Consider the following 21,233-nt stretch of genomic DNA (forward strand, 5'->3'; position numbering starts at 1 on the left):
CTCCAGTTATAAGAGAAGAATAGCACCGCTGTTCCCGCCATTATTATATCAAAGATAATTGCTGTAGATATGTCGAAATTATCTATCGATAGTGCTGCAACACAGCAAGTAAGCTCTATAGCAAAAAATAGCCCGATCTGTTTAAGTCCGGGCCATTTTCTAGAGTCTATAAGAGTTTGGTCTTTTTCTCCAGTTATAAGAGAAGAATAGCACCGCTGTTCCCGCCATTATTATATCAAAGATAATTGCTGTAGATATGTCGAAATTATCTATCGATAGTGCTGCAACACAGCAAGTAAGCTCTATAGCAAAAAATAGCCCGATCTGTTTAAGTCCGGGCCATTTTCTAGAGTCTATAAGAGTTTGGTCTTTTTTCTGTTCTTTACCACAAATGCTGCAATATTTATTGTTGATAGATATTAAACCATTACAGTGGCTGCATTCTATTTGCTGAATTTCCTGAGTTTCCAATTAATTGATGTTCAGTTCTTTTTTTAGTTTGTCGACTTCTAAAACTGATCTAATTCCTTTTATAAGGTAAACAATAATAATCACCTTTAAAATAATGCCTGAAAATATTGTAACGGGGTCTACAATGGCATTTATAACATGGATAATCACATAAAGTGACAATCCGGATATCATAGCTGCTGTTGGTTTGGTTTTGCTCCATACGCCAAAAGCTAAAAAAGCTCCTATAAGTATCACCGAGGTAAATAGAATAGCGAATTTATCCTGTTCATTTTTAGCTGTAAAATATCCAACAAAAAATGATATTACGCTAAGTCCTGCAATCCAGTATAGTGATTTTCGGGCAGATTCGACATTATTATTTAAATCCGAAAGGTCGATTTCTTTAGCATTTCTTTCAGAATAAAAAAAGTCTTGTTCTTGTTGAGACAACAAGGACATGAGTTTGTATGATATTCCATATAAGGCGTTAATTTATTTAAAGATATAACTGTAATAAGTAATCACAAAATTAATTGAAAATTCCCTTTACTTATTTGTGTATGTTTTACTGTAATTTATAAGCATTAAATCGTAACGCTTAAACTGCTTCTTTAGCCTTTTCTTAAAATCGACATAATTGCGTTTATTTTTTTGGCTCCATAAAACTTCGCTAAGTGCATCTAATCTGGGGAAAAGCATATATTCAGCTTTGGCTGGATTTGCAATATATTCCGACCAAAGGTTTCCCTGTCCGCCCCAAATATATTCTGCTTCTTGGGCAGTAAGTTCAGCAGGAACGGGCTCATAATCATAAACAGTTTTTAGTGGTAAAAATTTAGCCGCCGTCAATGAGTCATCTTTCATAAACTGACCGTGATTAAAGTACATAGAATTTTCTGGAGTCATGATTACTTTATGGTGTTGTTTTGCCGCTGCAATGCCACCTTTCTCTCCACGCCAGCTCATCACAATAGCATTAGGCGCCAGGCCACCATCCAGAATCTCATCCCATCCAATTATCGTTTTTCCTTTACTGTTTACAAATTTTTCCATTCTATGAATAAAATAGCTTTGTAAACCATTCTCATCTTTTAATCCTTTTTCTTTAATCAGCTTTTGGGCAAATGGAGATTGTTTCCACCAAATCTTTGAACATTCATCACCTCCAATATGAATGTACGGAGAAGGGAATAATTCCATTACTTCTGTCAGAACATCTTCCAGAAAGCTAAATGTTTTCTCAGTTGGCTGTAACACGTTATTGAATTTGTTGAAGATACCCCATGTTTGCGCCACCTGAGTTGGTATGGAAGGAGTGGTTCCCAATTCCGGATAAGCGGCTAATACTGCCATATTATGTCCGGGCATTTCAATTTCAGGAATAACGGTGATGTACCTTTCTGCTGCATATTTTATTATCTCTTTAACTTCCTCGTGTGTATAGTATCCTCCATATCTAATCCCGTCGTTTCCTGTTCCAGGATAAAGGCCAATAATAGTTCCATTACGCCATGCACTAATTTCCGTAAGCTTGGGGTGTTTTTTAATCTCTATCCGCCAACCATGGTCATCAGTCAGGTGCCAATGGAAATAGTTTAGTTTGTGCAGTGCCAGATAATCAATGTATTTCTTAATAAAATTAACATCAAAAAAATGCCGACTAACATCAAGGTGCATTCCCCTATAGGCAAAGCGGGGATAATCAATAATCTCCACTGTTGGAATAGTCAGTTTTTCCGGATTGTCTGGTTGCGATGGTAAAAGCTGTATAATACTTTGTATCGCATAGAAAATGCCTTGGGGAGATGGCGACCCTACATTTATTGTGGTTGGAAGCACTGAGAGTGTGTACTTGTCAGGATTGGGATATAATGTGCTGTCTACAATTAAATTTATAGATCGCCGAGGGCCAATTTTTGTAATCTCAGTAATTATTTCCAGTTGTAAGTTATAATGGTTAGAGATATAATCTGATAAGAATTGAGCGGAAGACTGCGCCTGTGAAGTATTAATAAAGATCACAGTGTTTTTATCGATACTAAATTTCTCGTTGGGTATGGATCCTGCCCTCATTTCAACGGGTGCAGGTATTATATCTTGCGCACTCAGTTTAAAGGAAAGAATGATGAGTAAAAATAAGCTAAGTGTTATTCTCATAGTAGGAGGTATCATGTGTGTTGCTCAAAAGTAATAATATGAGTCCAAATTTTAGAGCAAAAAAAAGGCCCTCAAATTTTGAGGGCCTTTATATTATATAAAGTTAAATGGAACTAGCTTTTTTTAGCTTTATTCTCTTCACCTTCCATTTGTTGTTTTAATTGTGCAAGCACGCCTAAATCACCTAATGTAGATTTTTCAACTGAATCTTTAACTTTTTTCACTGCATTGCTAGATGCTTTAGCTTCTTTTTTCTTAGTAGCTCTTTCTTCAGCAACAGCTTCAGCTTTAGCCTCTTCCCAGATACGGGCGTGAGAAACAACGATACGTTTAGCATCTTTGTTAAACTCAATGATTTTGAAATCATTAGTTTCTTCAGCTTTGATAGTAGTACCATCTTCTTTAGCCATATGCTTAGTAGGTACGAAACCTTCAACACCATAAGGTAAAGCAATAACAGCACCTTTATCAGTTACTTTAACAACAGTTCCCTGGTGGATTGAATCTACAGTAAAGATAGTTTCGAAAGTATCCCAAGGGTTTTCTTCAAGTTGTTTGTGACCTAAGCTTAATTTACGGCTTTCAACGTCTAATTCAAGAACAACTACGTCTAATGTATCACCAACTTTAGTGAATTCGTTAGGGTGGTTAACTTTTTTAGACCAAGAAAGATCAGATATATGGATTAAACCGTCAATACCTTCTTCGATTTCAACAAATACACCGAAGTTAGTCATGTTTTTGACTACAGCAGTATGTTTGCTTCCAATAGGATATCTTTCAGCAACATTTTGCCAAGGATCTTGAGTTAATTGTTTAATGCCTAAACTCATTTTACGCTCGTCTCTGTCTAAAGTTAAAACTTCAGCTTCGATTTCGTCGCTAACTTTCAGGAATTCCTGAGGGCTACGTAAGTTTTGAGACCAAGACATTTCTGATACGTGAATTAAACCTTCAACACCAGGAATGATTTCAAGGAAAGCAYCGTAATCAGCAACAGTAACAATTTTACCTTTAACTTTAGAACCAACAGCTAAGTTAGCATCTAAAGATTCCCAAGGGTGAGGAGTTAATTGTTTTAATCCTAATGCGATACGTTTTTTCTCGTCATCAAAGTCAAGAACTACAACGTTGATTTTTTCGTCTAAGCTCAATACTTCTTTTGGATGCTCTATGCGGCCCCAAGAAATATCAGTGATGTGAAGTAAACCATCAACGCCACCTAAATCGATGAATACACCGAAGTCAGTGATGTTTTTAACAGTTCCTTCAAGTACCTGACCTTTTTCAAGTTTAGATACGATCTCAACTTTTTGGCTTTCTAAGTCGTCTTCAATTAAGATTTTATGAGATACAACTACGTTTTTAAACTCGTGGTTGATCTTAACAACTTTGAATTCCATTGTTTTACCCACGTATACATCGTAATCGCGGATAGGTTTGATGTCAATTTGAGAACCTGGTAAGAAAGCCTCAACACCCATAATGTCAACAATAAGACCACCTTTAGTACGGCTTTTAACAAATCCGTTGATGATTCTGTCATTGTCAAGGGCTTCATTGATAGTTTCCCATGATCTCTGAGTTTTAGCTCTTTTACGAGATAAAATCAATTGGCCGTTAGCATCTTCTGGAGCTTCCACGAAAACGTCAACTTTATCGCCAACTTTCAAATCAGGTGTATCACGGAATTCAGAAGTAGATACTAAACCGTCTGATTTAAATCCAACGTTCAATACCACGTCTTTGTTGTTTATAGAAACAACAGTACCGCTAATGATTTCACCTTGAGTGATTTGATTGAAAGTATCGGTATACATGTCTTCAAACTTTTTACGGTCTTCATCCGAGTATTTTCCGAAAACTTTATCATCAGCATCCCAGTCAAAATCTTGATCAGGTGTTGCTAACGATGATTTGATCTGTTCGATCGACACTGAATCAGCTTCTGATTCAATGGTTTCTTTTTCTGCAAGACGAGCATCTGCGCCTTGTAGTTCAGCTGTTTTAGCCTCTAGTTCTTTTTCTGCTACTTGTTTTTTAGCCATTAAAATTAAATCTCCTTTTCCCGTTAGGGACGGCAAAGATAATAATTAATATTTTTAAAGAAAAGACTTTTTTGATAAATGTTGTTGATTTAGAACAGATTGTGTAGGGATTGCCACAACATTTAAATAAGTATATATATAATAGTTATTCTAAAAAGGTTGGGGGATTTGTGCTATGCAACCCGCACTTTAAATTTATCGCGATAATCTTTAGGCGGCATTCCGGAATTCTTTTTGAACAGCTGCCTAAAGGTTTTAAGATCATTATATCCTGAATTTAGCATAACTTCCAAAATGCTTTGATTTGTTTGTTCGAGGAGTTTTTTAGCGGCTTCTATCCTGGTTTTTTGAAGATATTCAATTAGTGTATTCCCCGTAGCCTGTTTAAACCGTCTGATAATATTGCGCCGGCTAGATGGGATTTGTTTTAATATATCATCAATTGTTATAGGCTCACTATAGGTGTTTTCCATGCAATGCTGGATTTTGGACACCAGTTCATCTCCATGGTCGCGAATAGGGGTAAAGGATCCAAAATGACTTTGTTGCTCACGGTTCATATCAATTGAAAATATTTTGGCTACACGTACTGCTACGTCGCGATTGCAGTAGTTATGAATTAACCTAAGTAGTAAATGAAAGCTACTTGTTGCGCCACCACTTGTATATATTCTTGTATCATGAGTAACTACGGCATCAGGCTTAAAAGTTACATCTGGAAAGTAAGAGGCAAAAGCTGAGCTGGCGTTGATATGAGTGGTTGCTTGTTTACCATTAAGCAAACCGCTTGCGGCTAGTAAGAATGCTCCAGTGCAGAAACTGGCGATCTCTGCACCTTTTTTATATTGTTGTTGTAGCCAGGGTAAAAACTCAACATTTTCATTTAATGATAAGCCTATTTCTCCGGTGTCAAATGCAGGTATTAACACAATGTCTTGTCTATCAGAGGAAGTTAAAAGCTTGGGAATATATTTTTCAAAGATGGCTACCTCATTGGTGTAATCTCCAATGTAAAATAGATTCAAATTAAAAATAGCATCCTTACCATTCGATTTATAATAGCTGTTTACAGTATCAAATACGTCTAAAATCGCAGCAATACTAAGGAGACGATATTTTTTAGTTAATAATAGTGCAACTTGTATCATAGGTTTTGCATTTGGAAATGCAAATTAGGAAAAAAATGCTCAAGCCAATGATTTCTTCACACAATGCTCAGACTTCCTTCACACCAAACTCACTAGTAGGTGCTTTTTTGTGAAGGAAGTTTGCACAATGTGTGAATTAAGTGAGAGATTGCTTGCTTTTCTTTTTCCGTCCGCGCCAAATCAGGAAGCCGGTGATGGGTAGGCTGGCAGCAATCAAACTGGCTGCGAAGGCCATTATTTTTCCCGGAAGCCCCAATACTGCTCCTACATGAATGTCGTAGTTCATACGGGCGATCTTATCAGCTGCTGTCGCATTCTCAAGTTTACCATACATATGGTTTACCTCTATTTCTTGCAGTGTGTAACGGTCGTAAAACAGGTAGTCCGACTTCCAATAAGTGTCGGGATCAGGATTAATCGATATTTCTACTGCTGAGTTTTTAGCATGAGGGGGATGCACATCCATACTGCCTTCAAAACCGGGTCTTTCGGTTCTTGCCTTTGCCCAAAGAATATCCTCTGCGGGTGCTTTACCCACAGCTGACGCAACTAATTTAGCATCAAGAGCGCTTTTTGAGATACTTTCTTCAAAAGGAATCATCTTCTTACCAGCTGAAGATACCCAGTAGACAGATTTAGCAAACCATTGAAAACCCATTACCAACCCAGAAAATGCTATAAAAATCAGCACCCATGTCATGTAAAAGCCAAATACATTGTGGAGGTCATAGTTTACCCTTCGCCATTTTGCATTCCATTTTACAGTAAAGCGTTTTTTGCTTGCAGCTTTATTTTTAGGCCACCAAAGTATCAATCCTGAAAATAATAAGAAAGTAAATAACAAGGTGGCAGTAGCGAGAATAGGCTGACCGATATTTGGAGGTAGCCAGAGATAATAGTGGCCCATTATCATGATCCTGAAAAAGTCCCAGGCCATATCTTTCACTTTCAAAACTTCACCTGAATATGGGTTTACATATACAGTCCAGTAATAATCTTCACCTTCTTTAAAGTAAGATACTATTGAGGCTCTTCCGTTTTGATATCCTATACTATGGGCTTCTTTACCAGGCAGTGCACGGTCTGCAATTTTCTTTATTTTGGAAGGAGGTAGCAGAGGCTCATTTCTTATCTCGGCATATCTGTAAGATTGTACTGTATCCTCTATTTCCCGCTGAAATGCCAGTATACAGCCTGTGATACCTAGAAAACATACAAATAGCCCGGATGTTAATCCGAGCCATAAGTGTATTCGTCCAATCCAGTATTTAAACCGGTATTTTTTGTTATTAATCATTAAAATTTATAGGCTATACTTAATCTATAATTTCTTGGAGATTCTGCCTGCCATGAATAAACTGCTTGTTCATAAGTTGGTGCGTTCCAATAATTGGTGTAATATGCTCCTGAATATAAATATTTATCCAGGATATTAAATACGTTTCCAGTGATTCTTAGATTTTTGTTTTCCCAGAAAAGTCCGGCGTCCAGCTTAAAATAATCAGGTAGATTCTGTTCTGAATTATCTCCGCTATACGTACCCATAGCTCTGCCTGCCAGATAGGTAAAGCCTGATGAAATACCTGTGCCTTTAAGAGCTCCCCTTTGTAAAGTATAACTTAACCAGGCATTAGAGGTATGTTTTGAAAAGCCGGGAACTACATCGCCAACAGCCATATCAGTTACACCATCTGCTACTTTGGTTACCTTGCCATCTGTATATGCATAATTGGCTATCAATTTCAAGCCAGTAAAGATCTCGCCTTTTAAGTCGAATTCTATACCCTGTGCTCTTTTTTCGCCAACAACTATGCTAAAGTTATCGCCAGCTCCATTGGAGGGGTCTGAAGCAAGTTCGTTCTGTTTAAGAATTCGGTATACAGATAAAGTAGTATTCCATTTTTCATCAAACCAATCCTTTTTAATACCAACTTCGTAATTGGTTCCGGTAATTGGATCAATACTTCCCCCATTACGTAAAAATCCAGTTTGGGGTATAAATGCTTCATCGTATACRGCATATATAGAAGTATTTTTGTCTACCGAGACGCTTAATCCCACACGCGGTGTGAAATGTTTTGCTTTGTCGGGACTTCCTCCCCATGCCGACTGGCTTACATAGGTATACCTTCCGGCAAGTGTTAAACGAATTCTGTTATCCAGAAAACCAAGTTCGTCTTGTAGATAACCGCTTAGGTATTTTTGGTCCATTAACCCACCTGCGGCAATTGCCCGGTCTTTCAAACTAGTTACTCTGTCAAATTCAGGATAGCCATTAGATGGAAAACCATAGTTAGGATTTTTTAAATCAAAAGGTGAAGATGGGAGATCCAAATCATGGGATTGACCCCAATCTGCCATATAGCTTTTTTTTCCTCCATCAAAGCCGGCTAAAATATTATGATTAATACCACCTGTTTTTACCTTTCCGTTGATAAAGAATTGGGCTAATTTCATGGTGCTTTCAGCATCCCAAATACCAACATTTCTAATTAGGGTGCTGTTGGCGTATACTGCAGATGGCCATGAACTATATCCATTTTGCAGGTATTTGGAATAGGCTACCTGTGCCGTTGCTTTCCAGTTGTTACTAAAGTTGTGTTGTAAATTAATAAAAGCACTATGATCGTTAATTCTGGTTGGAGGCACTCCCGGTTGGGTAAGTGTAAAATCACGGGGCAGGGTGGCGTAACCTTCAGGAGAGAAGATGTAAAACGAACCTACTTCCGTCATTTTTGCATTTTGCCATGCATATTCTGCAGTTAATTTAGTTTTATTGGATAACTGGTAGCTTAATGAAGGCGCAAAGGTGTAGCGGTCATTTTTCTCAAACGGTCTGAATGAGTCCTTTGTTTGAGCCGCGGCATTCAATCGGAACAACAACTTTCCATCATCGGTTAATTTCCTGTCAAAATCTATACTGGTTCTATATAGGTCAAAGCTGCCTGCGGTAAAAGAAACTTCTCCACGGTTGTTGCCCGTTGGTTTTTTGGTAACAACGTTATACATTCCACTTGGATCTCCATTACCTATCATAAAACCTGCTGGTCCTTTCACGAATTCAATATGATCTACCATACTCATATCCTCTGTAAGCGGTCCCCAGTATGATGCAACAAAGTTAAATCCATTTCGCATCGCTTGAATTTGTGAACCACGCATTGTGATATTGGTATACATGTCGCCCCAATGCTCTAGCCTTGCAGCTCCACTGACGTTCCTGAGTACTCCATCACTCATGCTAATTACTTGCTGATCAGCCAGGGCTAATGAGCTAACAATCTGAATGTTTTGCGGTATTTCTAACAATGGTTGGTTTAATCTTAAAGATGATGAGGGTTGATCTACTTTGTATCTTTTGGCATTTGTAGATATGTTTACCTCTTCCAGTGTGCTAAGGTCTTCTCTCAATACAAAATCAACTTTAGTACTTGTTGATTCTGTAACGTCTGCGGTTTTTTCTTGAGGACTTAAACCAACCGCTGAAACTCTTATGGTATATCTTCCAGGATTCACTTTGTTGATTTCATAATCACCCTTTTCATTCGTAGTTGCCCCAAACGGTGTCCCAATTAACTTAACAGATACAAATGCAGCATTGTGCCCATCTGATGTGGTGATCTTTCCGGTAATGCTGCCGGTTTGTTGGGCCATAGCATTAACTGAGAGAAACAACAGCGTTATAAGTACATTAAATACTCTAAAATTATTCATTTATTCTTTTGTTTGCTTATTTGGATTAATTCTAATTTGCTGCAAAGTAAGTGTCTAATATTTTATAATCAAAATTTATTTAGAATTAATCTAATCTGATTGGTTTTGTGGTTTTAAAAAATATCTTTAAAACGTTGGTTTAGGAGAAAAAATGAAATGTTTTGGAAGGAGCCTACCTTTGATAATCCCGAAGGGGTTAAAGAACCTATACTGCAAGCTAGTTAGATGGAAGAATAGGAAATAATTCCTGATTTACTATATTGCAATATTAATCGGGAATTAAATTAATGGAAAAAAAAGTTTCAATTAAGGATATCGCCAAATTATTGGGTATCTCAATCAGTACGGTTTCTTTTGTAGTAAATGGTAAAGCTAAAGAAAAAAGAATTAGTGAACCATTGACTAAGAAGGTTTTAGAACTCGTTGAAGAGCTGGGTTATAAGCCAGATGCTTTGGCAAAAAGTTTTCGTACTGGAAAAACCAATATTATCGGGTTTTTGGTTGATGATATTTCAGAGCCTTTTTTTTCCAGTATTGCACGACTTATAGATGAAAAGGCTTCACAAAAGGGCTATAAAATAATTTATAGCAGCACAAAAAATAATAAAACGAAAGCACAGGAATTGCTACAGATTTTTCAGGACCGACATGTTGATGGCTATATCATAGCTCTTCCTCATGGTTTGGAAGATGAAGTAAAGTTGCTGACGAAGAGTAGGAAACCAGTTGTTTTGTTTGACAGGTATTTCCCTGATATAAAAACTGATTATGTAATTATTAATAATCATCAAGGCACATGTAGCGCTGTTAAACACCTAAAAGATGGAGGGTATAAGAACATTGGATTTATTACTATTGATACAATTGAGCAACAGATGCTCGATCGTTTGAGTGGTTATGAAGATGCGGTTAAAGCAGAAGGGCTAAACTCATATGTTAAAAAACTTACTTATGCGCCTTCGAATGAATTAATTCAAGAGGTCGCTGATTATTTGAAAGAAGAAAAAAAGTTAGATGCAGTTATATGTGCTACTAATTATATCACTATGGCAAGCCTAAGAGCAATACAGAAATTGGGTTTAAAAATTCCTAAAGATATAGCTTTGCTTTCTTTTGACGATTTTGAACTACTTGAATTCTCTGCTCCTCCAATTACAGCAGTAGCCCAGCCACTTGAAAAAATCGCCGAAAATATCATGAAAATATTATTGAATAGACTGGATAATCAAAAAGGAGATCATGAATCTTATGAGGTAATATTACCTACAGTCTTAAACATCAGGGACTCAACTACAGTCAAATAATAACAATAGCTTCAGCGTTTATCCAAAAATTATATTTGGTTAAATTTATTAGAATGATTTTGGAACTAAATAAGATTTGGTAAATCTTTCCGATACAGGATAGTTTACTGAACTTTATGGGCTTTATTTTTTAAAAAGATCCTTCCGACTTTTGCGGGTATCAACCTAAACCGCAAAGGCTAATAAAAAATATAATTTTGGAGCAGGCCCATGTATTCTTCCGGATATTGTTTTAAATAGTGCTTCGGGTGCTGTTAAAAATTATAATAGAACAGGGTTAAGTATCCTTGAGATTTCTCACCGCTCATCAGAATTTGAAAATGTAATAAATGAATGCCAAAGTCTTGTAAGGGAGCTTTTAGAAGTGCCTGATGACTATAGTGTTCTGTTTTTACAAGGTGGTGCAAGCACACAGTTTTCTATGGTACCCATGTGCCTGATGCAACCTCACAAAAGGGCTGTTTATCTAGACACAGGATACTTTTCTCTAAAAGCCATTAAGGAGGCCAGTTTGTTCGGGCCTGTTCATATAGCAGCAAGCTCAAAAGGTAGTGACTATGACTTATATACCTTATGATTACCATATTCCTGCTGGCTCAGCGTATTTCTATTGTACATCAAATAATTCAATAGAAGGCACCGAGATTTTTGCTTTCCCTGAAACGGAGGTACCAATGGTATGTGATATGTCTTCCGATATTTTCAGCAGAGAAATTAATGTAGCAGATTTTGACTTGATCTATGCAGGCGCCCAACATGGGACCGGCTGGTTTAACATTGGTAATTGTTAAAAAAGCTTTGCTACAAGCAATTCAAAACCTAATTCCTTCCATGTCAGATTATCGCATATATGATAGTCATAATTCCATGTTTAATACGCCTCCTGTATTTTCTATTTATGTGGCAATGCTGAATTTACGCTGGTTAAAGGAAATGGGAGGTGTTAAACAAGCAGAACAAAAGAATATAGCAAAAGCAAATCTGCTTTATGATGCAATTGACCGTAGCAATTGTTTTTATGGATTGGCAGACAAGGCTGACAGATCAAGAATGAACATAACGTTCAAAATGTACAACAGGGAACGGGAAACTGAATTTTGCTGAAAGCAGGGGAGTAGTTGGAATCTCTTTACAATGCGATGGATATTTCGGGTGTTGAAGTTTTGGTGCATTGTATGAACGATTTTACAAACAAAGATCTATTTAGAAATTTTAAACTTAAACAAATATAAATGCAGTATGAGAAGATTAAAGATCACTCAATCAATCTTAAACAGGGATTCTAGAGAATTATCATGGTACTTAAATGAGATAAACAAAATCCCCTTATTAACTCCAGATGAAGAGGTAAGTCTTATAAAAAAAGTGAGAGAAAATGTGCCAGGAGCAAGGGATAAGGTGGTCGAGGCCAATCTCCGTTTTGTGGTTTCTATTGCAAAAGCCTTTCAGGGCAAAGGGCTTCCTTTGGTCGATTTGATTAGTGCCGGCAATATTGGACTTATATATGCTACAGAGAAATTTGATGAGACCCGTGGATTTAGGCTCATTTCTTATGCCGTTTGGTGGATTCGTCAGAGTATCTGGACATATTTACAAGAAAGTAATCGTATAGTAAGGTTGCCTGGTAACAAAATTTTAAACTTACTGAAGATTAATAATGCAAATAATTACTTTGAGCAAAAAAATGAAAGGTTGCCTACTTATGAGGAGCTTAGTGAAGAACTTGGTATTTCTGAAGACAAAATAACGGATTGTATATTGGATTCACAAAAGACCCATTCTCTTGATATGGTAATAAATGATGAAACAGGTTATACTTTAATGGATACTATTGCAGATGAGAATTCACCCGCTACAGATGCCTCGCTGATCCACGAATCTTTTCAATATGATATAGAGCGATTACTTAAGATATTACCTTCCAGACAACACATGATACTAAAAATGTTTTTTGGAATAGGCCAAACTGTTCATACTCTTGAAGACATATCAATTTTTTTAAACCGTTGTAAAGAGAGGGTCCGACAGCTAAAAGATGAAGTTTTAATGTTTATACGTATTTATTTAAGAAACAACCCTTCTTATCGCTTTTAAATAAAAAACCGCCTGTTAATAAACAGACGGCTAGACAAAACTATTGAACCTAATTAATTGCCTTATTTTTTATTTTCAGCTGCTTTTGGGGCAACAGCTGTAGAGGTTTTTTTAACAGCGGCTTTTTTATGTGATTTAGTTTTGTGGGCTACAGGTTTTTGAGCAGCAGCAGTTGTTTGAGTAGCTGGTTTTTGAGCAGCAGGAGTTTGTGCAAATGCGCCAAAAGTTGTTGCAACTAATGCTAACGCTAAGATTGTTCTTTTCATATCTAAAATTATTTTGTGTTAATTGTTAGATCAAAGTTGCAAAGCAAACATGAAGATTTAATGAAGATAGATAAAGGCTAAAAATGGAAGATAAGTTCGACCGTAGTGCCTTTATCTTTTTCAGATTTGATATCTATTATAATCTGATGAAATGCCGCTATACTTTTTGCAATAGCCAGACCCAGACCATAGCTGTCCTCCTTTTTTGATTCGAATTTTTCGAAACGAACAAAGGCATCTTTCACTTCATCAAGGTTCATTCCCTGACCAGTGTCGGCAATGTAAAGATGGAAACCATCACTTTCTTTATTGCCATATATGTTTATCACACCCGATGGAACATTGTATTTAATGGCATTGCTAACCAAATTACTTATTAAAGTGTGGAGCAGTGAACGATTTCCGGTAAAAGTATAATCTTCAGGAAGATTGATGTTTAGTGTTAAACTCATCATCAAAAGCCTATGTTCTAATTCCTCATATACTTCGGCTACTGTATCTCTTATAGAAATAAGATCCGGCTTGTTAAACTGATTGTTTTCAACTTTAGAAATTAACAACAAGCTGTTTATAATTGATTTCAGACGACTTAGGGTTTTAAGGCAGGCAAATAATTTGTTTTCACCCTCTGGAGATAGCTTTTCATCGTTCAGTAAATTTTCTAGTCGGGTATTTAAAACTGAAATCGGCGTAAGTAATTCATGAGAAACATTGGCAATAAATTCCTTTTCTGTTAAAAATAAGGTTGCAATTTTATTCATTAATATGCTGATACTATTATCTAGTATTTTGAAATCTTCTGTTGTGGTTTTTATTGGTTCATAATTGAAGTTGATTGGGTCATTTACCCGGTTTAGCTTCTGATCTATAATCCGATAAAAAGGAGCTAGTAAAAATTGGGTGAAAGCCAGGTCAGTTATTAATGTTAAGATAACTGCAGCAAGAAGTATAAAAAATGTAAAAACTGAAATGGTATGTTCTAATTGGTATACCGTTGCCATGGTCTCGCCCAATTCGAGTTCATATCTTGTCCCTTCAAAAACCAGGTCTGTAGTAAGGATCTGATACTCCTCTTCACTATCTTCTATACTGCGTATTTCTTGGCTAAAGTGATTTTTAAGGGGTTTGTTGTCTTGTTTAATTTCTTTTAGAATGATGTATTCTTCCTTAAGTAGGTTGTAATCGGTAAAGGTTTTTTGTTGTGTGAGTAAGTCATTGATCTCTCCAGTTGAGAGGTTTGATACAAATTTAGCTTTCTTCTGAATCAAACGCTGCTGAAGGTGTTTTACCGAGATATGATTAATAGATACCAGTATTAATATCCCCAGAAAGGTAATAATAGCGATCTTGGTTAGCGTGTTATATAAGGCAAGCTTAAATTGTAGTTTCATAATTGGATTAACTATATGAAATTACGCATTAGAAGTTGATTCTGTATCCGATACTTCTAACTGTTTCAAACCAGTTAATGGATGAATGAGCCGATAGTTTTTTACGTAGATTTTTAACATGTACATCAACAAAGTTTGAATCTGAATTAATTTCCAGAATATCACCCCAAACATGTTCTGTAAGATTTACTCTTGAAATTACTCTGTTTTTATTTAACACCAGGTAATTGAAAATTTCAAATTCCTTATTTGTCAAATTAACCTTTTCTCCATTAAAACAAACTTCATGGTTTTTAATGTCCAGGGTAAATTTGTGAACATTTATCTCATTCATTTCGAGTTTGTGCTTACGCCTTATAATGGCATGCATTCTAGCCAATAGTTCTGTTAAAGAGAAAGGTTTTGCCAGATAGTCATCGGCTCCAGCCTCTAAGCCCTTAATCCGATCATCAACATCGCCACGTGCGGTAAGTATAATCACGGCATCATCACGACCACCGATTTGTTTTAACTGATGTAGCAACTCGAAGCCATCGCCACCTGGCAACCCCAGGTCAAGTAAAATGAAGTCGTAAGAATTTACAAAGATCTTTTCTTCAGCTGATGACTTTTTCCAGGCATGTTCAATGGTGTATCCTTCTTTGCCAAGGAATTCGGCCATTTCCAGTGCTAATGTTTTTTCATCTTCAACAATAAGTATTTTCATTTCTAATATGCTAAAAACCTTCATGAGTTTATTATTCTAAAATAATAAACTCATGAAGGTTTCTGTAATATTAATCAATTAGATTTCTATTTCCAACCGCCTCCAAGGGCTCTGTATAAATTAACAATTGATTGAAGTTTCTGAAGACGATCATTTATACCATTCAATTGCGCAGCTAACAAGCTCTGCTCAGAGGTTAAAACGTCTGTGTAGTTGGTTGCCGAGCTATAACGAAGCAACTCTTTTGTGTAATCTACAGCTTTGGTAAGAGATGCAATTTGCTTTGCCCTGGTTGTTTCTTTTTCAGATGCCGTTTGGTAAGCAAATAACGCATTTGAAACCTCCTGTCCGCTAGTTAAAAGCGTTTGTTGAAAGCCATAAAATGCTTGCTGTTGCTGTGCCTGAGCAGTTTTCAATCTTGCTTTATTTTGTCCTTTATTGAAGATAGGTTGTGTAATGCCCCCAATTAGGTTATAAAATATAGACTGGTCAAAGAAATTTTTCAGGTCAAGGCTTGATAATCCACCATTAGCAGTTAATGTTAAAGCAGGGTAGAAGTATGTTTTTGCTGTATTCGTATTTTCAAATGCTGCTCTAAAAGCAAATTCAGCCGCCTGGACATCTGGTCTATTTTGTAATAACTGTGAAGATACACCTGTCTCCAAAGCATTATATGGCTGTTGCTCATCTAAAGTAGTACGGTCAATAGTTCCAGGTCCTTTTCCTAAAAGTATGCTAAGTGCATTTTCTGTCTCTTTGATACTCTTTTTAAGATCTGGAATGGTAACCTGCGCCGCATATAAATTTGCTTCACTTTGTACAACTGCTGCTCCATTAACTATTGCACCTTCTTTTAAAGATTTCATAGTTTCTACATCAGTTTCTCTAATTTTTACAGTTTGCTCTGTAATAGCTAATTGTTTATCCAGTGCAAGTAAGTTGTAATAAGTGTTTGCAATATTAGCAATTAGCTGTGTTTGCACTGCCCTTTTTGCCGCATCTGTTTGGAGTAAAGAAGCATATGCTGATCTTTTAGCACTACTCAGTTTACCCCAGATATCAGCTTCCCAGCTTGTACTCAATTGTGCTTTATAGGTTTGCGTTTCTGTATTGATATTTATTCCTGGAGGGAAGTTTAATGCCGCTCTGGATTGTTTAGCATCGGTAACAGATAAATCGCCACTTAGACTCGGTAAAAAAGCAGCTTTACTTTGTCTTAATGTAGCTTCAGCAATTTTAATACGTTCAACAGCCTGCTTTAAATCAAGGTTTTCATTTAATCCCTGTTGAATTAAAGTTTGTAAAGTGCCATCAGCGAATAAAGTTTTCCAGGGCAAATTGGCAATGGTCGCAGTATCGGTTCCGGTTTTGTCGCGGTATAGATCATTGCTGTTTACGGCCGGGCGTTCGTATTTTTTAGTTACACAGGCGGTTAAACAGAGTGTGGCAAAACCGATGATTATATAAGATTTATATCTAAAGTTCATGTGATTAAATTTAATGTTCACGGGTATCTACTGCCGGGAATTCAATTTCCGCTTGTTCTTTAACAATACCCTCTTCAAAAGGAGATTTGTTACTTACTTTTTCTTGCAAGGTTTGAAAAATGATAAATAGTGCAGGAATAACAAATATTCCAAATATTGTCCCTATAAGCATTCCTCCAACGGCACCGGTACCAATAGATTTATTACCTGCAGCTCCAACTCCTGTTGAAAGCATTAAAGGTAATAGCCCAAGAATAAAGGCAAATGATGTCATTAAAATAGGACGTAAACGTGCAGTTGCACCATTAATAGCCGAATTTACTATGCTCATGCCTTTTCTTCTTCTGTCTACAGCAAATTCGACAATCAAAATTGCATTTTTAGCCAAGAGGCCCACAAGCATGATCAAGGTGATTTGCGTGTAAATGTTATTATCGATTCCGAAAATCTTATCAAAGATAAATACACCAGCTAAACCTATAGGAAGCGAAATTAGAACAGCAAGAGGTAGGATGTAACTCTCGTATTGCGCACAAAGTAAAAAGTAAACGAACACAACACATAGAAGGAATATAAAAATGGTTTGACTACCACTTGACATCTCTTCACGAGATAATCCTGAAAATTCGTAGCCATAACCCACCGGTAGGTGTATTGCCGCTTCTTCTTGTACGGCTTTTAATGCATCACCAGAACTATATCCATTGTTTGGGTTTCCGGTTACAGCAATAGATGTAAATAAGTTAAAGCGGGAAATTGCCTGAGGACCATAAACCTTAGTTAAGGTTATGAATTCACTAACGGGTGCCATTTTGCCGCTTGCATTTCTTACATATATGTTATTTAAGCTAGCCTGATTTGCCCTGTATTGCGCATCAGCCTGGAACATAACACGGTATTGTTTTCCGTATTTGTTGAAGTTGGATGCATAAACACCACCATAGTATCCCTGTAGAACACTTAAAACATCGGTAACAGTTAGTCCAGCCTGTTTTACCGTGGCTACATTAACATCAATTTGATATTGAGGGAAATTAGGGTTAAAGGAAGTAGATGCATATTGAATTTCAGGTCGTTTGCTAAGGGCAGCAAGGAAATCGTTTCCTATGGTATTGAACTTATTAATATCACCACCAGTTTTATCTTGTAACTGAAACTCAAAACCTCCACTGGTACCAAAACCTTGAATTGTTGGCGGTGCAAAGAAAATGATTTTTGCGCCTTTGATACTTGCTGTTTTAGCAAATAATTCACCAATAATCTGCTTTACGTCACGAGTTCTTTCATTCCAGGGTTTAAGTCTTGAAATTACCATGCCATAAGAACTTCCGGATCCACTAATCATACTTCTACCCACTACTCTAATGGAGTTTTTAACCTCTGGAACTGCGTGAACTATACTGTCAATTTGTGCAATAACCTCGTTTGTGCGTTCCTGTGAAGTAGAAGCTGGTAATGAAATATCAGACATAATGGTACCTAAATCCTCATTCGGAACAAATCCTTTAGGGGTAGTGTTCATTGTCCAAATTAAAACTACTGTGAATATAGCGATGCCTAAACCAGCAATCCATTTCCTTCTGGCAAGAAATTTAACAGATCTTTTGTATCTGTTAGTCATCATGTCGAATGATGTATTAAAACCTACATAGAATTTTTGAAGGAAACTTTTCTTCTTCTCATGATCTTCTTCGTGCGGTTTTAAAAACAGCGCACACAAAGCAGGGCTCAATGTTAATGCATTAATTGCTGATAATATAATTGCAATGGCAAGGGTTAAACCAAATTGTTTGTAGAATACCCCCGAAGACCCCTGGATAAAACTTACCGGAATAAAAACAGCAGCCATAACCAATGTGATGGATATGATTGCTCCCGTGATATCCTCCATGGCATCAATAGTAGCCTTTTTGGCCGATTTATAACCATGATCGAGTTTAGCATGGACCGCTTCAACTACTACAATGGCATCATCCACAACAATACCAATGGCAAGAACCAGAGCAAAGAGTGTTAATAGATTTATTGTAAAGCCAAAAAGATTTAAGAAAAAGAATGTACCAATAATAGCCACCGGAACACTAATTGCGGGAATTAGAGTCGATCGGAAATCCTGAAGAAAAATAAAAACAACTAAAAACACGAGTATAAATGCTTCAACAAGTGTATGTATTACTTTTTCAATTGATGCATCTAGAAAATCATTAACATTTACAAGTGGTGCATAATGAACGCCTTTTGGAAAGTTAACCGATGCATCGTCCAAAACCTTTATTGCACCTTCAATAACATCTTTTGCATTCGATCCTGCGGTTTGGTTTATAGCAATACCAAGTGCAGGCTTCCCATCAAACCTTACTGAACTGGCATAACTTTGAGCTCCTAATTCAATTCTTGCAATATCCTTAAGACGTAATACTTGTCCATTTGCCGCAGTCCTGATAATGATATTACTAAACTCGCTCTCACTTTTTAAGCGCCCTGAATATTTTAATGTATATTGAAATGCCTGATTGCCTTGTTCTCCAAATTGGCCCGGTGCTGCTTCAACATTTTGTTCAGCAAGCACTACATTAATATCATTCGGCACTAAGCCATAGGTTGCCATAACTTCTGGCTTAAGCCAGATTCGCATGGTATAATCCATTAAACCAAAAGCATTCGCATCACCAACACCATTGATACGCTTAATTTGGGGTATTAAGTTAATGTTGGCGTAGTTTTGAAGAAATGTCTGGTCATAGGATGGATTATCACTATAAATACCGAAAATCAAAACGTTACTTGCTTGTTTTTTTGCAGTTATTACGCCTGAACGTGTAACCTCAGCAGGTAATAAACTGGTAGCTCTTGATACACGGTTCTGAACATTTACAGCTGCCAGATCCGGATTTGTACCCAGTTTAAAGTTTACTGTAATTGTTGCTGTACCATCATTACTGGCTGTTGAGGTCATATAGGTCATATCCTCAACACCGTTAATCTGTTCCTCAAGCGGAACAACAACACTGTTCATCACAACATCAGCATTCGCACCCTGATAGGATGCAGATACCTGAACTGTTGGTGGGGCAATTTCTGGATATTGAGATACAGGTAAAGTAATTAAACCTAATACCCCCAATATTACAATTATAATGGATATAACTGTTGATAAAACAGGTCTCTCTATAAATTTCTTAAACATATATTCTATTTCAACCGGTTATTGCCGGATTGGATAAACTGTTATTTATTTTTTAAGATCAGCGAATACTGAATCTGCACTTTTCTCTTCCGGTTTAATCTCTGCACCGTCCTTTAAAGATTGAAAACCTTCAAGTACAATCTTATCTCCGGCTTTAAGGCCTTTGGTAACTACATAGAAATTGCCTTTTGCATTTTCCATAATTTCGATCTCCGTATTTTTAATGATCCCCTTGTCATCAACAACAAATACAAACTTTTTTCCTTGTAAATCAGTAGTTGATTTTTGAGGAATAAGAATGGCATTTTCCAGATGCTGAGGTATACGTACCGATGCGCTGGCACCGCTTCTTAAGAGTTTAGAAGGGTTTGAGAATGTGGCTCTCAAGCTTGCTGAACCAGTGTTGGTATTTATTAAGCCATTTATAGACTCAATTTTTCCATTCTCAGCATAGGCACTTCCATCAGCTAATATCAACGATACTGCAGGAATGTTTTTCATTCCTTTATAATTCCTCGAAAAGTCAAGAAGTTGTTTCTCATTTAAAGAGAAATAAGCATAAACTTTTGAAATATTTGATACAGTGGTTAGCGGTTCTGCACTGCTGCCACTTACAAGGCTACCGGTTTTAAAAGGTATACTACCAATTACACCGTCAACGGGACTGGTAATTGTAGTGTAACCAAGGTTTACCTTTGCATTTACTAGTTCAGCTCTCGTTTGAGCTAATGCAGCTTTTCTACTTTGAAGTGTAAGTTGAGCAGCATCTAGATCATACTTACTAATAATATCTTTCTCAACTAAGGGCTTTGTTTTGTTTACTTGTAGCTGTGCTGCATTTACATCAGCTTCGGCACTACTGATTGCTGCGGTTGCAGTTCTAACCAGTTGTTCATATTGTGGCGCATTAATGCTAAAAAGTCGCTGACCTTTCTTTACTACAGCACCTTCATCTACGTAAATTTTCTCAATAAAGCCATCGACCTTTGGTCTGATGTCTACATTTTGAATACCTTCAATTGTTGCAGGGTAGTCTGTTTCCAAGGATGTAGATTGAGCGGTTAATGCAACAACAGGGTAGGCCTGTACCTGATTTGCCGCTCCGGCATCCTTTTTCTTATCATTACTTCCACAAGAACTAATGATTAATAAAACTGGTAATAAAAAATAAATAGATTGGAACTTTGTTTTCATTCTTGTAGCAGGTTTTAAAGATATTTACTATCGGGTTGCGAAATTATTCATAGTTTAAAATAGATAAAACATCAAAATGTAATG

At 36.7% G+C, this 21,233-nt stretch carries 18 protein-coding genes; 5 read left to right on the top strand and 13 right to left on the bottom strand.

Annotation, left to right across the window (positions count from 1 at the left end; all coding sequences use genetic code 11):
* Positions 1-159: 159 nt before the first annotated feature.
* The 7 genes from AC1DDX_RS12030 to AC1DDX_RS12060 form a co-directional block, all read right to left on the bottom strand.
* On the bottom strand, positions 160-471 hold the full coding sequence (locus AC1DDX_RS12030) for a hypothetical protein (RefSeq protein ID WP_477622085.1): 312 nt from the start codon (positions 469-471) through the stop codon (positions 160-162).
* Positions 472-912: a hypothetical protein gene (locus tag AC1DDX_RS12035; RefSeq protein ID WP_477622086.1), complete on the bottom strand. Its 441-nt coding sequence runs from the start codon at positions 910-912 to the stop codon at positions 472-474.
* Between the two features lie 87 nt (positions 913-999).
* Complete coding sequence (locus tag AC1DDX_RS12040; RefSeq protein ID WP_337718263.1) at positions 1,000-2,610, bottom strand: beta-N-acetylhexosaminidase; 1,611 nt, start codon at positions 2,608-2,610, stop codon at positions 1,000-1,002.
* Positions 2,611-2,723: 113 nt separating this feature from the next.
* Positions 2,724-4,658, bottom strand: coding sequence for a 30S ribosomal protein S1 (gene rpsA, locus AC1DDX_RS12045; RefSeq protein WP_477622087.1), 1,935 nt, complete (start codon positions 4,656-4,658; stop codon positions 2,724-2,726).
* A 173-nt stretch (positions 4,659-4,831) separates the two neighbouring features.
* Positions 4,832-5,806 (bottom strand): GlxA family transcriptional regulator, encoded by a 975-nt coding sequence (locus AC1DDX_RS12050; protein ID WP_172659294.1) that lies wholly within the window; start codon positions 5,804-5,806, stop codon positions 4,832-4,834.
* A 136-nt stretch (positions 5,807-5,942) separates the two neighbouring features.
* The gene (locus tag AC1DDX_RS12055) at positions 5,943-7,103 is read right to left on the bottom strand and encodes a PepSY-associated TM helix domain-containing protein (RefSeq protein ID WP_288883759.1); all 1,161 of its coding nucleotides are present in this window, start codon (positions 7,101-7,103) and stop codon (positions 5,943-5,945) included.
* Positions 7,103-9,520, bottom strand: a complete 2,418-nt coding sequence (locus AC1DDX_RS12060) for a TonB-dependent receptor (RefSeq protein ID WP_172659296.1) — start codon at positions 9,518-9,520, stop codon at positions 7,103-7,105. The genes AC1DDX_RS12055 and AC1DDX_RS12060 overlap by 1 nt, the downstream gene beginning before the upstream one ends.
* Before the next feature lie 287 nt (positions 9,521-9,807).
* Between AC1DDX_RS12060 and AC1DDX_RS12065 the strand changes: the two genes are divergently transcribed.
* From AC1DDX_RS12065 to AC1DDX_RS12085, 5 genes are all read left to right on the top strand, one after another.
* Positions 9,808-10,824 (top strand): LacI family DNA-binding transcriptional regulator, encoded by a 1,017-nt coding sequence (locus tag AC1DDX_RS12065; RefSeq protein WP_172659297.1) that lies wholly within the window; start codon positions 9,808-9,810, stop codon positions 10,822-10,824.
* 226 nt (positions 10,825-11,050) lie between these two features.
* Positions 11,051-11,401 (top strand): aminotransferase class V-fold PLP-dependent enzyme, encoded by a 351-nt coding sequence (locus AC1DDX_RS12070; protein WP_317171633.1) that lies wholly within the window; start codon positions 11,051-11,053, stop codon positions 11,399-11,401.
* The gene (locus AC1DDX_RS12075; protein WP_337718265.1) at positions 11,382-11,615 is read left to right on the top strand and encodes a hypothetical protein; all 234 of its coding nucleotides are present in this window, start codon (positions 11,382-11,384) and stop codon (positions 11,613-11,615) included. The genes AC1DDX_RS12070 and AC1DDX_RS12075 overlap by 20 nt, the downstream gene beginning before the upstream one ends.
* A complete protein-coding gene (locus AC1DDX_RS12080) occupies positions 11,581-11,928 on the top strand; it encodes an aminotransferase class V-fold PLP-dependent enzyme (protein ID WP_337718269.1) in 348 nt (115 codons plus the stop codon). Before AC1DDX_RS12075 ends, AC1DDX_RS12080 begins: the two co-directional genes overlap by 35 nt.
* A 135-nt stretch (positions 11,929-12,063) precedes the next feature.
* Complete coding sequence (locus AC1DDX_RS12085) at positions 12,064-12,918, top strand: sigma-70 family RNA polymerase sigma factor (RefSeq protein ID WP_172659298.1); 855 nt, start codon at positions 12,064-12,066, stop codon at positions 12,916-12,918.
* 62 nt (positions 12,919-12,980) lie between these two features.
* On the opposite strand, the gene AC1DDX_RS12090 is transcribed toward AC1DDX_RS12085, so the two are convergent.
* The 6 genes from AC1DDX_RS12090 to AC1DDX_RS12115 all read right to left on the bottom strand — a co-directional run bounded on the left by AC1DDX_RS12090 (position 12,981) and on the right by AC1DDX_RS12115 (position 21,149).
* Positions 12,981-13,184 carry a hypothetical protein gene (locus AC1DDX_RS12090; protein ID WP_172659299.1) on the bottom strand — a complete coding sequence of 68 codons (204 nt, stop codon included), beginning with the start codon at positions 13,182-13,184 and terminating at the stop codon, positions 12,981-12,983.
* Positions 13,185-13,261: 77 nt separating this feature from the next.
* Positions 13,262-14,575, bottom strand: a complete 1,314-nt coding sequence (locus AC1DDX_RS12095) for a sensor histidine kinase (protein ID WP_172659300.1) — start codon at positions 14,573-14,575, stop codon at positions 13,262-13,264.
* A gap of 28 nt (positions 14,576-14,603) precedes the next feature.
* Positions 14,604-15,281, bottom strand: a complete 678-nt coding sequence (locus tag AC1DDX_RS12100; protein ID WP_172659301.1) for a response regulator transcription factor — start codon at positions 15,279-15,281, stop codon at positions 14,604-14,606.
* 86 nt (positions 15,282-15,367) lie between these two features.
* Positions 15,368-16,768: an efflux transporter outer membrane subunit gene (locus tag AC1DDX_RS12105; protein ID WP_172659302.1), complete on the bottom strand. Its 1,401-nt coding sequence runs from the start codon at positions 16,766-16,768 to the stop codon at positions 15,368-15,370.
* Positions 16,769-16,778: 10 nt separating this feature from the next.
* A complete protein-coding gene (locus tag AC1DDX_RS12110) occupies positions 16,779-19,955 on the bottom strand; it encodes an efflux RND transporter permease subunit (RefSeq protein WP_172659303.1) in 3,177 nt (1,058 codons plus the stop codon).
* A gap of 45 nt (positions 19,956-20,000) precedes the next feature.
* On the bottom strand, positions 20,001-21,149 hold the full coding sequence (locus AC1DDX_RS12115; RefSeq protein ID WP_477622088.1) for an efflux RND transporter periplasmic adaptor subunit: 1,149 nt from the start codon (positions 21,147-21,149) through the stop codon (positions 20,001-20,003).
* Between the last annotated feature and the right edge of the window lie 84 nt (positions 21,150-21,233).

This window comes from Pedobacter sp. 10L46_2 (assembly GCF_056395165.1).